We start from the raw sequence: 12,075 nt of genomic DNA, 5'->3' as shown, positions 1-12,075 counted from the left end.
ATTAATCAATAACCTGTTGCGTGAAAATTCGGCAAGAAATTGTTCTCATTCAACCGCCTGACGGTGGTTTCTATATTACCATCAGGAAATAAAGAGATCTCTCGCCAGCCTTGAGGCATTGGATCGAGAGTAAATCGATCACAGTTCGGTTTGAATTGAATACAAGTTGAGGGCGTAGCCAGTACACGGTAACCAAGCCAAAAGCGATCCACCTCCTGATGAATGTGTCCATATAAAATAGCTTTCACTTTTGAAAATTGGGCTAAAATGGTCGTCAACGCCTCACTATTAGCAAGGCTATGTTGATCTAACCACGCAGAATTTGTAGGCAAAATATTGTGATGCAAAGCAATTAATGTAAAACGCTCTGAATATTCCTCAAGTTTTCTAGCTAACCAATTAAGTTGATCCTGACTCAGCTCTCCTTTAGAAAGTGTTGGAATATGACTATCTAGCAACAAAACTTGCCATTTTTCACCCATTAAAATGTGTTTTTCCGATTGAATTTGTGGGAATGGTGTTAATCCTTGGTACATAGCAGGCTGAATATCGTGATTACCTTCCAGCCAAAAAACAGGTTTTTCTAATGGCTTTACCATTTCAGCAAAACGAGTATAAGCCTGACTACACTGATCTTGTGCCAAATCACCCGTTGCCAAAATAAAATCATAGGCAAATTCACCACGATGAATGCCATCAATAACAGCTTGAAAACTTTTTGCAGTATTTACTCCAAGAAGTTCTTGATCCCCATTGGCTAAAAGATGAGTATCTGTAATTTGTATGATTTTGATAACTTGATTTAAATCGGGAAAAGAGTAGCTTTCCATAACATTTCCTAACAATTCAAAACTAATCTAACACTCTACTGATTTTATTCAAATTGTCAGTAAGCAAAATTAAAAAATGTGAACTAAGCTGTAAAAAACCATAAAAATGAAGAAAAATATGAATTTCACAAAAAACATACAAATCAACTGCTAAATCCGAGCAATCTGGATAACCATGGGCAAGGCGGGTATGTTAAAAGATCCGAGCGAAAAAGGGTTGAATCGTTGCATTAATGCCATGCTCAACCGTGGCAAACTCAAAAAAGGCGAAATCTTGACCTTATATCATCTTCATCGTTTAAACGCAAAGGAAGCATATAGAGTTCTTGAAGCCCTCAAAGCGTGGGCAAAACGTCAGGGGGTAAGCGTATGAAATTATGCCGTTGCCCCATTTGCCATACGCATTTGCATTTAGAAGCCTTGATTGAAGATGAGGCAGGGCGTGAATTGTTGCACACCTTAAGCACATTGACACACGGCTGTGCTAAGCCGATGGCAAAAAACTCAGCCCAACGCCTCAGATTGAGTTTGAGGAAAAAACGGTGGGCGTACGTTCAGGTAACCCACGAGTCGTTGCAGTGCCTAAAGGGGTTGATGTCGGCTTTACGCCACATAATTTTGACAATATTAAGGCAGGACGAAATGCCAGCATTGATAGCGTACTGATGCAAAAACTCACTACGGCTGCCCCCAAATTTGCCAGCTTGCTGATTGATGATATTTTGACAAAACGCCCTCAAGCGGTGCAGATGTTAAATGCGGCAATGAAAGATATGGTAGAGGCTGTAGCAAGTGAGAAAATCGCACGAGGCAATTTAAAATATGTGGGTGTACTGCCATCAGAGGTGATTGACAAGCTCGCTACACTCCACAAAGCCCCACAATCTGCCGTAATTGCAGTGCGTGATGATGATATATTGCACGCTTTGCGTGATAGTAAACAAGCCAAAGGCATTAACCTACCTACGGAATTTTGGGAAAAACTGCCAGAAAAACTGCGAAATCCAAGTGCGATTTTGCTACAAGCGAAAGAACAGCAACGCAATAAAAACGCCTCAGATGTTCTGTTGTTTGTGTTTGATACTGACAAAGGCAAAGTAGCGGTAAAAATGGATTATGAAGTAAAAATTAAAGATACTGAAACTGGCAAAAAAACGTCACATAAACTCAATGTAGTAAGAACTGCCAGTGTAGTAGATTTAGGAAAAGAAAAGCAACTAGAAACCTTACGGAGCTTTAAGGTGTTATGGGGTTCTCTGTAAGTTTTGCCTGATTCGAACAGGATAATCGGACTGCTAAATGCACCGGACTCTTTCCATTTGATAACCCACTTACAGAGAATTGAACTTGCGATAGCTTGCCTGATTCGAACAGGATAATACGGGCGACAAACCAATCGTAACCTTTCCAGTAGGAAACCCCTACCGCAGCAAAGTAACTATACGCCTAAACTATTTTTTAATCAATAGGAGAAAAAATGAAACACGAAACGGAATTAATGACAAAAGCCCTTGAATTATTGGCACAACTCAAAGGCTTTAATCTCAATGAAATTCACTTGATTAGTCAGATGATGGCTCAACAGGCGTTAAATTTGCAAGTCTTTGAACCTGATCCCGCTGCTTTTGACGCAACCGTTCAAGAATGGCAGGACGCTTTTGAACAAGCTCGTTCAACGCTTCGTTAATATATCCATCAGAAGACCAACTGTTACTCTGTGCTTTTTTAGCTGCAATAGCATTAGCAAGCGTAAGTACATTAGCAACTAATATATCTTCTAAAATTTGGGTTTCTTTTTCCATATAAATTCCCTTATTTAAAGCGTGGCAACATTACCTCGCTTTTATTTTATCGGAGAACATCCATGATTAAAATCACCCTCAACGACACCCAAGCGGTCAGTGCTTTGCAAAAAATTGCAAGCCAACTAGAGCAACCTCGTAAGCTCTATGGCGTACTGGGCGAAACCTTAAAGAAAATTCACACGAACCGTTTTAAGGCAGAGAAAGCCCCTGATGGCAATAAATGGCAACCGCTTTCAACTCGTACACTAGAACACAAACGCCAGCGAGGGAAATCGACTAAAATCTTACGCCAAGACGGTTATCTTGCCGATACAACCGCCTACAACGTCAAAGCAGATAAAGTGGAGTTTGGTTCAGCTAGAAAATACGCTCGCCTACATCAATTTGGTGGCAAGGCTGGACGAGCGAAGAAAGTGGCTATACCTGCTCGTCCGTGGCTTGGCGTTTCTCGTCAGGAGGAGCGGTTATTGATTGAAAAAGCCCATCGCCACCTTAACCGAAAGCTGGGATAAATGACTTTATCGTCATTAAATTCAAAATAACGCCTAAAATCGCCTTATTTAAACATTTTCCATTTGGCTACCTCAATGTATAGCTCAATAAATTTAAACGTTTTAACGCTCATTTAAACGCCATTTAAACGCTATTTGAATGTGATATGCCTTTAACCAATCGCCCTTCACGCTTTTTAGGGCGTAATAGGAATAGTTTTTCCTAAACTCCTTTAAAAGTCAGCTCCCCCTTTCTGCTCTATGATTGCCCTTAACGGAGGCAATATGAACCTAATTGATATTTTTAAGGCAGGCAAACGCCCTGATAGCTCAGGGGTGGAGATTAATATCACCACGGAAATGCTACAGCAAGCTGTCGCTGCTTACGACCCAAAATTTCACGAAGCCCCTTTTGTTATTGGACACCCAAAAGACAACCACCCTGCCTATGGCTGGGCGAAGTCTTTACGATTAGAGGGCGATGTACTGAAGGCTGAACCAGAGCAAGTCGACCCCGCCTTTGCTGAAATGGTTAATAGCGGGCGTTTTAAAAAAATTTCAGCGTCGTTCTACCTACCTGACAATCCCAATAACCCGAAAAAAGGCTCGCTCTACCTACGCCATATTGGCTTTTTAGGGGCAATGCCTCCTGCGGTTAAAGGATTGCGAACGCCGATATTTAACGAAGAAGGCGACGACGGTATTGTGGAATTTTCACAAAATTTCTTATCACCTAACCAAGAGGATAACTTAATGGATAAAGACAAAGTTGCCGAATTAGAAGCAAAACTGGCACAAGCAGAACAAGCCAAGGCGAAAGCGGAGGCAGAAAAAGCCCAAATGGCACAAGCCAAGGCAAAAGCGGAGCAAGAAAACGCTCAACTTAAAACCGAAAAAGCTGCTGCTGAGGAAGCTCAAGCCATCGCACAGCTGGAAGCGGTCAAAACGGATAATGCCAATTTCTGCGAAGGTTTAATGAACCAAGGCAAGCTTGCCCCTATCGCCAAAGAAGCCGCACTGGCTTTACTGAATTATTCCGCTGCGATGAGTGCAGGTCGAACCGTTGATTTTAATGAAGGGGAAAATCTGCACACACTCACCAAGCAATTTCTCGCCGCTCAACCGCAGGTACTTCGCTTTGGGGAGGAAGCGACACAAGCACGAGTATTTTCACAAGATGTCGATGTGGTGCAGTATGGTGAGGGGGTGAGTCCGCAATTAATTGAAGCCGACCAAAAGGTTCGCACTTATATGAAACAGCATAGCGTCAGCTATACCACTGCCTTTAACGCCATTTTTAACAATTAAGAGGAAACCAAAATGACAGACCAAGCAAAATTAAGCAAACTGCGTGTACAAGACCCTGTTCTAACCAATCTTGCACAAGGCTATGACAACAATCAATTAGTTGGGCTTGCCTTAATGCCTGTAGCTGAAATTGAAAAAGAAGCAGGCAAAGTGCCTAAATTTGGTCGCCTTGCTTTCCGTCTGCAAACGACCGCTCGTGCATTGCGTGCAGGCTCGAATGTGCTAACCCCTGAAGATATTACCTCAATTGACGTAACTTTAGAAGAACACGATATCGCCTATCCAATTGATTATCGTGAAGATGCAGAGGCAAACTTTCCGCTGCGACAATACGCCACGATGACCACGCAAGATGTGATTGCACTCGGTCGTGAAAAAGCGATTGCCGATTTAGCCCTTAACGAAGCCAACTATGAGACGACCAACAAAATCACCCTAAGTGGCACATCGAAATTTAATGATTATGACAACTCCGATCCGTTTGCCGTGATTGAGGCAGGGAAAAACGCTGTCAAACGCTCAATCGGTCACGATGTCAATGTTTGTATCATTTCAGGTGATGTATGGGCAGCGTTAAAAGCTCACCCTGCGGTGATTGAGAAAATCAAATACAGCCAAAAAGCGATTATCACGCCACAACTGTTTGCAGAGTTAATTGATGTGAAAACAGTGAAAATCGGTCAAGCCACTTACGAAGACCAAGGCGTACTGAAAGATATCTGGTCAAAGGCGATTATCTTGGCTTATGTGCCTGAAACAGCGGCAGGGGATACCCCTAAACACAGTATTTACAAGCCGTCTTTTGGCTATACCGTCCGCCGTAAAAAAGGCTTATTTGTCGATAGCTACTTAGATGTCGGCGGCAAAGTGGAATATATTCGCACCACCGATATTTCACGTCCGCATCTATTGGGGGCATCAGCAGGCTATTTAATTAAAGAAGCCGTGTAAAAAAACACCCCACATAAAGGAAATCACTATGCCCAAATTCACGGTAATACGCTCGCCAATTTTGCATGACGGTATCTATTATGCACTTGGTGATACGATCGCACTTGAACAGCTTCAGGCTGATGAGCTTGCCATTTATCTTAGCCCTGTTTTAGATGAAAAGGCAAACAATCATCAAGATTTGCAATCGATCATCACTGAAGAAGATGTCCAGCTGGCAGAGGCGTCGATTAAAGACGCTGAAGCCTCTGAAGTAACTGAAGTAACCGAAGTAACCGAAGTAACTGAAACATCAGAGCCTACTAAGCGAAAAGCAAAAACCAAGCAAAAATAGACCGCTACTAAGGAGGGAGAATGTACATCACGACAGCACATTTAATGGAGGCATTTAGTCATCACACGATGGTACAAATCAGCAATGATTCGCCTCGTGCCACCGAACCTAATTTAAACGTGCTTGAAATGGCGATTAAATTGGCGTGCGAGCGGATTGATGCCGCCTTACGAGCACGTTATATACTGCCATTAAGTGATGTCTCCACCCTCATCACCCAGCAGGCTTTAACCCTTGCTCGCTATTGGCTTTATGCTAGACGACCTGAAACCAAGATGCCTGAGGGTGTGAAGGACGCTTATCAGCAAGCACTCAAAGAGCTGGAGCAAATTGCAAACGGCAAGCTACATCTTGGTATTGCCACACTGACAGCCAATACCGCTGTAGGTCATAGGGCATCAGGAGATGTCATCGCTGATGAAAGCGAATATACCGTGCGTAGCAGTCAACGCATTGACACGTTCGGTTATTAATTCAATAGAGGGGAAAAATGGCAAGCACACAAGCGATTTTAACGGCAATTGAGCAGCATTTAAAAATACACTTACCTGATTGGCAAATTGAGCTGTTTCCAAACGACCCTGACAGCTATTATCTCTCCCACCCTCACGGAGCAGTATTGATAAGCTATTTAGGCTCGAAATTTGAAAGCCCTCGCCCAACGCAACACATTATTCAAAACCGACACATACAGGTCGCCTTGACCGTCCTCACTCGCCATCTTCACGATGATGAGGGGGCGTTGAATTTATTGGATAGCCTGCATTTGGCTGTGGTGGGATTTCGTCCACCTGATTGTAATCCTTGTTGGCTCGTTGATGAATTTAATAATGGGCAACAACAAGAAACAGGTATTTGGCAGTATCAGTTGATTATACAAGCCGATACCGTACAAGTTGAACAGTGTCAAGCGGTCAGTTCTACGCCAAAATTTGTCAATTTAATGGCAAGAGATGTAGGCTCCCCCCTTGATAAACGATTAAAAATGAACGCCCCAAAGGGCGATAAGGAGTAAAAATGGCAGTCGCCTTTCATCACGGAACAGAAACTAAACGTGTCAATGCAGGTGCTGTGCCTGTAAGCAGTGCAGAGGGTGCAATTATTGGGCTAGTTGGCTCTGCCCCTGTGGGTGAAGTGAATATCCTAAAACTTTGCCAAACGAAAAAAGATTTTGCTCAATTTGGCAATGTATTGGATAAAGGGTATTCGATATGCGATGCAGTCGATATTTTAAGCCGTTATGCCAGTGGGCAGGTTTATGTTATCAATGTACTTGACCCCACACGCCACCGCACAGAGGTAAGCAATGAGCCTTTAACGCTAGATGCACAAACATTACGTACCCAAACCGCTCAAGCAGGTTTAATTGAGCTGACCCTCCATTCCAATGGCAGTCCGTTGAATGTAAATAGTGATTATCAAGTCAATCTGCTAACAGGGGAAATTACCCTAAATGCAACCCAAGAAAACCTCACAGCGACTTATACTTATGCCGATCCGACTAAAGTCACCGAGCAAGATATTAAAGGCAGCATTGATGTGAGTACTGGGGCAAGAACAGGTTTTGAGTTACTGCGAACGGGATTTAATCTTTTTGGTGCCGATGCCAAAATTTTAATCTGCCCACAATATGGCACCACAGCGACACTGTCAACAGCCCTAGAAACCCTTGCTCATCAGATGGGGGCGATTGCCTATGTGCAAGCCCCCAAAGCGACTACGCTGGCAAAAGCATTAAGCGGACGAGGGGCAAGCGGTACGATTAATTTTCAAACCGCCAGTGATAGAGTGCATCTATTTTATCCGCACGTAATTGGCGAGCATAACACTTTGGAATGTCTTGCCACCCACGCCGCAGGTTTGCGTTTGAAAACCGATGTAGAGCACGGATATTGGTTCTCTACCTCAAACCGTAATTTACAAGGCGTAATTGGCGTGGAAGTGCCTTTAACGGCAAGGGTTGATGATGTGCAGTCTGAAACCAATCTGCTTAACGCTCGTGGTATTACCACCGTCTTTAATAGTTATGGCACAGGCTTTCGCTTGTGGGGAAACCGTCTTGCCAATTTCCCAACGGTCACCCATATCAGCAACTTTGAAACCGTGCAACGCAGTGCGGATTTAATTGATGAATCCATTCGTCGTGTTGAGTTGCAATTTATTGACCGCCCTATTGACAAAGCCTTGTTAGATAGCTTGTTGGCGACGGTAGAGACCTATATGGGAACGTTACAATCTATTGTTGGCTTCTCGGTGCAGTTAGATCCTGATGCTGACCTTGTTGATGCCTTTAGTCGGGGAAATGTCCCCATTCAATATGCCTTTACGCCTAAAATTCCTGCTGAACGTATCAGCAATGAATCACGTGTCACACGCAAATATTTAGTGAATTTGGTGCGTTCAAGCTAACCCCATTGCAATACCCCCTCAAAATAGTTAAGGATACACAATGAGCATAACAATTAATCAAGTTGATAACGCCAACATCTATATCAATGGCAACAGTTTTCTCGGCAAGGCAAAATCGGTTAAATTGCCTGAGTTTGAAGTCGAGATGCTAGAGCATAAAACATTGGGTATGGTCGGCACGCTAAAAGTCCCAGCAGGTGTCAGTGCCATGGAGGCTGAAATCATTTGGGACGGTTTCTATCCTGACGTTGCCGCCATTGCCAATAATCCGTTTAAAAATCCGCAGTTGATGGTGCGTGCTGATGTCAAAGTATTTAATGCACAGGGGCTGGCTGCTGAAGTGCCTTTAGTGATGACCTTAAACGGCACATTTAGCAAAATCCCACAAGGGGAATACAAGCCCAAAGAGGCGGCGGAATATGCAATGACCTTCCAAGCATCCAGTGTGAAGCAGTCATTAAATGGCAAAGAAGTACTGTTTTTTGATGTGTTGACTAACCAATGGCGAGTTAATGGAGAAGATGTTTTAACAACGTATCGTCAAAACATTGGCTTCTAGCGTCTTTCCTAAACCGCTTTAAAAGCCATTTAATGGCGATTTCATTACACTCCTTTGTGAAAATTAACCACTCACAAAGGAGTTTTTTATGGCTGAAAAATTAGATGACCTACTTATTTTTAAAACCATTGCACTTAATTACCCCATTAAAGACGGTCAAGGCAATGAGATTACAGAGCTAAAAATTCGCCGTGCTAAAGCAAAAGATTTTCGCCAAACAATGCAAGGAAACTCTGTTGAAGGTGAAATGCGTTTGCTCGCTCGCTTAACGGGGTTAGTGCCAGAAGATATTGATGAGTTAGATATTTCGGATTATCTCAATGCTCAAAAAGTCTTGGTTGAAATTCAAGAGGGAAAGTAAGTCTTAAAGCACTTGATGCCGTATTAGCGGATTTGGCGTGGTGGTATGGGTGGCAACCTAGCGAGTTAGAAAACCTCACTTTAGAAGAAATTAAACGGTGGCTTAACCAAGCCCAACGGCAAATTAACGCCAAATACACAAAAGTCGCTATGTAGCGACTTTTATTGTTTAACGTTTTGGTTGAAATGAAAGTGGTTCATTCGTCAGATCTTCCTCTACGCCACGAGGCATTACCCCACTATTTTGGTAATGCGGTTTTTGGTTGTTTTGTTGTTTTTTTTGTTGCCATTTCATCACTTTATATACAGCAAAAGGCAATAACAAGATAAATAGAAATGGAAAGGCAAACAAAATGTAGGCGATAAGTACAAAGCCTAACAGAGTAAAAGTAAACGCCAGTAACGATGTCATCATTTTGACCCCCTAAATTTCTTTCTGGATAGGATAAATTATGGCAACAGAATTAGCAATAGCTATCGAAGTGAGTGCCGTTGGTGCTTTTCAATCCTTAGGTAAGTCAATGCAAGGTTTGACGAGCCTGACTAACAAGCTAGAACGTGAACACGTTGAACTCGGTTCTACTATTCAAAAATATATGGGGAAATCTGACCTCATTGTCGGTGATCTTTCCCGTAAATATGACAAATTAGGCTCAAGCATCGATCGTTTGAAAGCTAAGCAAAGCTCGTTAAATCAAGGCTTAGCCAGACGAGAAGCATTAAAAGCCGAACGAGAAGAGTTGCAAGGTAAGGTGTTAGGGACGGCAGGAATGGTGATGACCGCTGCTGTGCCAATCAAACTTGCCATTGATTTTGAGTCTGCGATGGCAGATGTTAAAAAAGTGGTAGATTTTAAAACCCCTGAGGGCTTTAAAAATCTGAGCAAGGATTTATTAGAGCTGACTCGAACCCTCCCTTTAACTGAAAATGAATTAGCTCAAATTGCCGCAAGTGGAGGACAGTTAGGTGTAAAAGAAGAAGAGCTTAAATCTTTTACCACAACCATTGCCAAAATGTCCACTGCCTTTGATATGTCTGCCTCAGATAGTGGCGATGCAATGGCAAAACTTGCCAATGTGTACGCTCTGCCTATGGAGAAAATTAGTGAGCTTGGTGATGCAATTAATGAACTTTCTAATTCATCGCCAGTTAAAGCTAGTGATATTGTAAACACGCTTGGGCGTGTCGGTGGTGTCGCTAAAGAATTTGGATTAACCCAAAATGCGACAGCCGCACTTTCCAACAGTTTTATTTCATTAGGTAAATCCCCTGAAGTGGCAGGTACTGCAATCAACGGAATGCTCACCAAGCTAATGACTGCCGATAAAGGGGGTAAGGCATTCCAAGCTGCTTTAAAAGAAGTCGGTATTTCAGCGAAACAATTAAAAGCCAATATAGCGAAAGATGGGCAAGGTGCATTAACAGATTTTCTCAAGCGGTTAGAAAAATTGCCAAAAGAAAATCGAATGGGCGTGCTTGTTGATTTATTTGGTTTGGAATATGCCGATGATATATCCACCTTAACAGGCAATGTTGAAGCACTAGAAAAGAGTTTAAAAACCCTACAAGAAACTGACGAAAACGGCAAATTAAAATATCTTGGTTCAATGGAGCGAGAATTTGCCGCTCGTGCAGCGACGACTGAAAATAATTTAAAGCTACTTAAAAATAGTTTTCGTGAATTAGGTGTCACGACAGGAAAGGTTTTACTACCTGCTATCAATGAATTAACCGATGATGCTCGCCCTTTAATCTATGCTGTGATTGATTTTGCAGCCGCAAACCCTCAACTGGTCAAAGGGCTTATGGCTGTTGGTACATCACTTGTAGCAATGCGAGTTAGCTCACTTGGTGTGCGGTTTGCTTGGAATGGTTTAAAAAGCTCGGCAAATGAATTAGGACTGGTTGCAAATAAACTTTCAAGAATGCCAGAACGCCATAGAAAAGGACAGACTATGGCAAATCAAACAATGTTTAAACAAACCCCACTGCCGTTTATCGGTCAAAAAAGAATGTTTTTAAACCATTTTCAGAAGGTATTAAGCCATATCCCAAGCGATGGCGAAGGCTGGACGATTGTCGATATTTTTGGTGGTAGTGGTTTATTGAGCCACATAGCCAAACATCACAAACCAAAGGATCGTGTTATTTACAACGATTCTGATGGCTACACCGAGCGGTTGCAGCATATTGCAGAAATCAACCAATGATTGAAAACAGCACGACTGTCGCTCTCAATAAAGCTAATAGCAAGTGTTAATTGAAGATAGGAAAACTGAAAGGCGATATTGTCGCCTGAAAGCTAAATTAGCAAAAAATAAACGCTAAACCATAAGATTTAGCGTTTTGATGAATGGTTGTGAAATCATTAAAACAACGAAAAAATAACAGCTTGGAATTTTCGCACTTTTTATGGTTCGCTACAGGAGGTGATTGGTGAGTCGTTTCACACCCTATCACCTAAATTTAGCAATGATCAAAAGGTGCTATTTGTATTAGATCCGCCATACTTATACACTCGCCAAGAGAGTTATAAGCTGGCTCGGCATTTTGATTTGATTGACTTCTTACGGTTAGTCAACACTACTCGACCGACTTAATATATTCTTTAGCTCAACAAAGTCAGGTTTATTCGCTTTATTGAGTATATGCAGGAAGATAAGTATGAAGATAACTTGGTCTATAAGTTTTAGGTAATTTAAACGCTCTTTAATGTTGATTTAAAGGGCTTTATTCTTTGGTCAGGTAAAAGTACTAAAACTAAGAATTTTTTGAAGGCGTAATTCTTCTTATTTTTTAAGGGAAATTTTTTCATATTATACGGATAAGGACAGGAAATATAAAGGGATACTTCATCTAGCTTTACTCATTAGATAGAAGAAATAGCCAGTCGTTTATTTTAATTATGGTGAGAGAAAATAAGAGGCTAAGATAAGGTAATAGAGTATAAAAAAACCCCCGAGATTCCTCTCAGGGGTTTAGTTTCTTTAGTTTACTTGAATTAGTTTATTTGAATTCAGTTTATTTA

15 protein-coding genes and 2 pseudogenes are annotated in these 12,075 nt (G+C 42.0%); 15 read left to right on the top strand and 2 right to left on the bottom strand.

All coding sequences use genetic code 11. From position 1 onward, the window contains the following. Positions 1 to 5: 5 nt before the first annotated feature. The gene (gene cpdA / locus EV693_RS04915; RefSeq protein WP_132501266.1) at positions 6 to 830 is read right to left on the bottom strand and encodes a 3',5'-cyclic-AMP phosphodiesterase; all 825 of its coding nucleotides are present in this window, start codon (positions 828 to 830) and stop codon (positions 6 to 8) included. A 154-nt stretch (positions 831 to 984) separates the two neighbouring features. Between cpdA and EV693_RS04910 the strand changes: the two genes are divergently transcribed. From EV693_RS04910 to EV693_RS04845, 13 genes are all read left to right on the top strand, one after another. Further along, a complete protein-coding gene (locus EV693_RS04910) occupies positions 985 to 1,203 on the top strand; it encodes a phage protein GemA/Gp16 family protein (RefSeq protein ID WP_341802523.1) in 219 nt (72 codons plus the stop codon). A 169-nt stretch (positions 1,204 to 1,372) separates the two neighbouring features. Further along, positions 1,373 to 2,092 carry a hypothetical protein gene (locus EV693_RS04905; RefSeq protein ID WP_207906480.1) on the top strand — a complete coding sequence of 240 codons (720 nt, stop codon included), beginning with the start codon at positions 1,373 to 1,375 and terminating at the stop codon, positions 2,090 to 2,092. A 215-nt stretch (positions 2,093 to 2,307) separates the two neighbouring features. Beyond that, entirely contained in the window at positions 2,308 to 2,517 is a 210-nt protein-coding gene (locus EV693_RS04900; protein ID WP_132501264.1) for a hypothetical protein, read from the top strand. 177 nt (positions 2,518 to 2,694) lie between these two features. Then, positions 2,695 to 3,147, top strand: a complete 453-nt coding sequence (locus tag EV693_RS04895; protein ID WP_132501263.1) for a phage virion morphogenesis protein — start codon at positions 2,695 to 2,697, stop codon at positions 3,145 to 3,147. Between the two features lie 264 nt (positions 3,148 to 3,411). Next, the gene (locus EV693_RS04890; protein WP_132501262.1) at positions 3,412 to 4,434 is read left to right on the top strand and encodes a peptidase; all 1,023 of its coding nucleotides are present in this window, start codon (positions 3,412 to 3,414) and stop codon (positions 4,432 to 4,434) included. A gap of 12 nt (positions 4,435 to 4,446) precedes the next feature. Continuing rightward, positions 4,447 to 5,385: a major capsid protein gene (locus tag EV693_RS04885; RefSeq protein ID WP_132501261.1), complete on the top strand. Its 939-nt coding sequence runs from the start codon at positions 4,447 to 4,449 to the stop codon at positions 5,383 to 5,385. A 28-nt stretch (positions 5,386 to 5,413) separates the two neighbouring features. Continuing rightward, positions 5,414 to 5,719, top strand: coding sequence for a hypothetical protein (locus tag EV693_RS04880; RefSeq protein ID WP_132501260.1), 306 nt, complete (start codon positions 5,414 to 5,416; stop codon positions 5,717 to 5,719). Between the two features lie 20 nt (positions 5,720 to 5,739). After that, the gene (locus tag EV693_RS04875) at positions 5,740 to 6,192 is read left to right on the top strand and encodes a DUF1320 domain-containing protein (RefSeq protein ID WP_132501259.1); all 453 of its coding nucleotides are present in this window, start codon (positions 5,740 to 5,742) and stop codon (positions 6,190 to 6,192) included. 17 nt (positions 6,193 to 6,209) lie between these two features. Continuing rightward, positions 6,210 to 6,734, top strand: coding sequence for a Gp37 family protein (locus EV693_RS04870; RefSeq protein ID WP_132501258.1), 525 nt, complete (start codon positions 6,210 to 6,212; stop codon positions 6,732 to 6,734). 2 nt (positions 6,735 to 6,736) lie between these two features. Continuing rightward, entirely contained in the window at positions 6,737 to 8,128 is a 1,392-nt protein-coding gene (locus EV693_RS04865; RefSeq protein ID WP_132501257.1) for a phage tail sheath family protein, read from the top strand. 40 nt (positions 8,129 to 8,168) lie between these two features. Next, a complete protein-coding gene (locus EV693_RS04855) occupies positions 8,169 to 8,687 on the top strand; it encodes a phage major tail tube protein (protein ID WP_132501256.1) in 519 nt (172 codons plus the stop codon). Between the two features lie 88 nt (positions 8,688 to 8,775). Next, positions 8,776 to 9,048: a phage tail assembly protein gene (locus EV693_RS04850; protein ID WP_132501255.1), complete on the top strand. Its 273-nt coding sequence runs from the start codon at positions 8,776 to 8,778 to the stop codon at positions 9,046 to 9,048. A gap of 32 nt (positions 9,049 to 9,080) precedes the next feature. Then, positions 9,081 to 9,203, top strand: a complete 123-nt coding sequence (locus EV693_RS04845) for a GpE family phage tail protein (protein WP_132501254.1) — start codon at positions 9,081 to 9,083, stop codon at positions 9,201 to 9,203. Between the two features lie 13 nt (positions 9,204 to 9,216). Here the strand turns inward: EV693_RS04845 and EV693_RS04840 are convergent, their stop codons facing one another. Continuing rightward, positions 9,217 to 9,462 carry a hypothetical protein gene (locus EV693_RS04840; protein ID WP_132501253.1) on the bottom strand — a complete coding sequence of 82 codons (246 nt, stop codon included), beginning with the start codon at positions 9,460 to 9,462 and terminating at the stop codon, positions 9,217 to 9,219. A gap of 37 nt (positions 9,463 to 9,499) precedes the next feature. Here EV693_RS04840 and EV693_RS09725 point away from each other — a divergent pair. Then, positions 9,500 to 10,873, top strand: a pseudogene (locus EV693_RS09725) (phage tail tape measure protein); the annotation flags it as partial. Between the two features lie 129 nt (positions 10,874 to 11,002). Continuing rightward, positions 11,003 to 11,740: pseudogene (locus EV693_RS09755) on the top strand (hypothetical protein). Positions 11,741 to 12,075: the final 335 nt, after the last annotated feature.

This window comes from Nicoletella semolina (assembly GCF_004345745.1).
Lineage (GTDB): Bacteria > Pseudomonadota > Gammaproteobacteria > Enterobacterales > Pasteurellaceae > Nicoletella > Nicoletella semolina.
This window is presented reverse-complemented; position numbering and strand designations above follow the sequence as displayed.

Coding starts and splice junctions, on each gene's coding strand:
- cpdA (WP_132501266.1), bottom strand. CDS start 830: ATGGAAAGCTACTCTTTTCCCGATTTAAATCAAGTTATCAAAATCATA.
- EV693_RS04900 (WP_132501264.1), top strand. CDS start 2,308: ATGAAACACGAAACGGAATTAATGACAAAAGCCCTTGAATTATTGGCA.
- EV693_RS04895 (WP_132501263.1), top strand. CDS start 2,695: ATGATTAAAATCACCCTCAACGACACCCAAGCGGTCAGTGCTTTGCAA.
- EV693_RS04890 (WP_132501262.1), top strand. CDS start 3,412: ATGAACCTAATTGATATTTTTAAGGCAGGCAAACGCCCTGATAGCTCA.
- EV693_RS04885 (WP_132501261.1), top strand. CDS start 4,447: ATGACAGACCAAGCAAAATTAAGCAAACTGCGTGTACAAGACCCTGTT.
- EV693_RS04880 (WP_132501260.1), top strand. CDS start 5,414: ATGCCCAAATTCACGGTAATACGCTCGCCAATTTTGCATGACGGTATC.
- EV693_RS04875 (WP_132501259.1), top strand. CDS start 5,740: ATGTACATCACGACAGCACATTTAATGGAGGCATTTAGTCATCACACG.
- EV693_RS04870 (WP_132501258.1), top strand. CDS start 6,210: ATGGCAAGCACACAAGCGATTTTAACGGCAATTGAGCAGCATTTAAAA.
- EV693_RS04865 (WP_132501257.1), top strand. CDS start 6,737: ATGGCAGTCGCCTTTCATCACGGAACAGAAACTAAACGTGTCAATGCA.
- EV693_RS04855 (WP_132501256.1), top strand. CDS start 8,169: ATGAGCATAACAATTAATCAAGTTGATAACGCCAACATCTATATCAAT.
- EV693_RS04850 (WP_132501255.1), top strand. CDS start 8,776: ATGGCTGAAAAATTAGATGACCTACTTATTTTTAAAACCATTGCACTT.
- EV693_RS04840 (WP_132501253.1), bottom strand. CDS start 9,462: ATGATGACATCGTTACTGGCGTTTACTTTTACTCTGTTAGGCTTTGTA.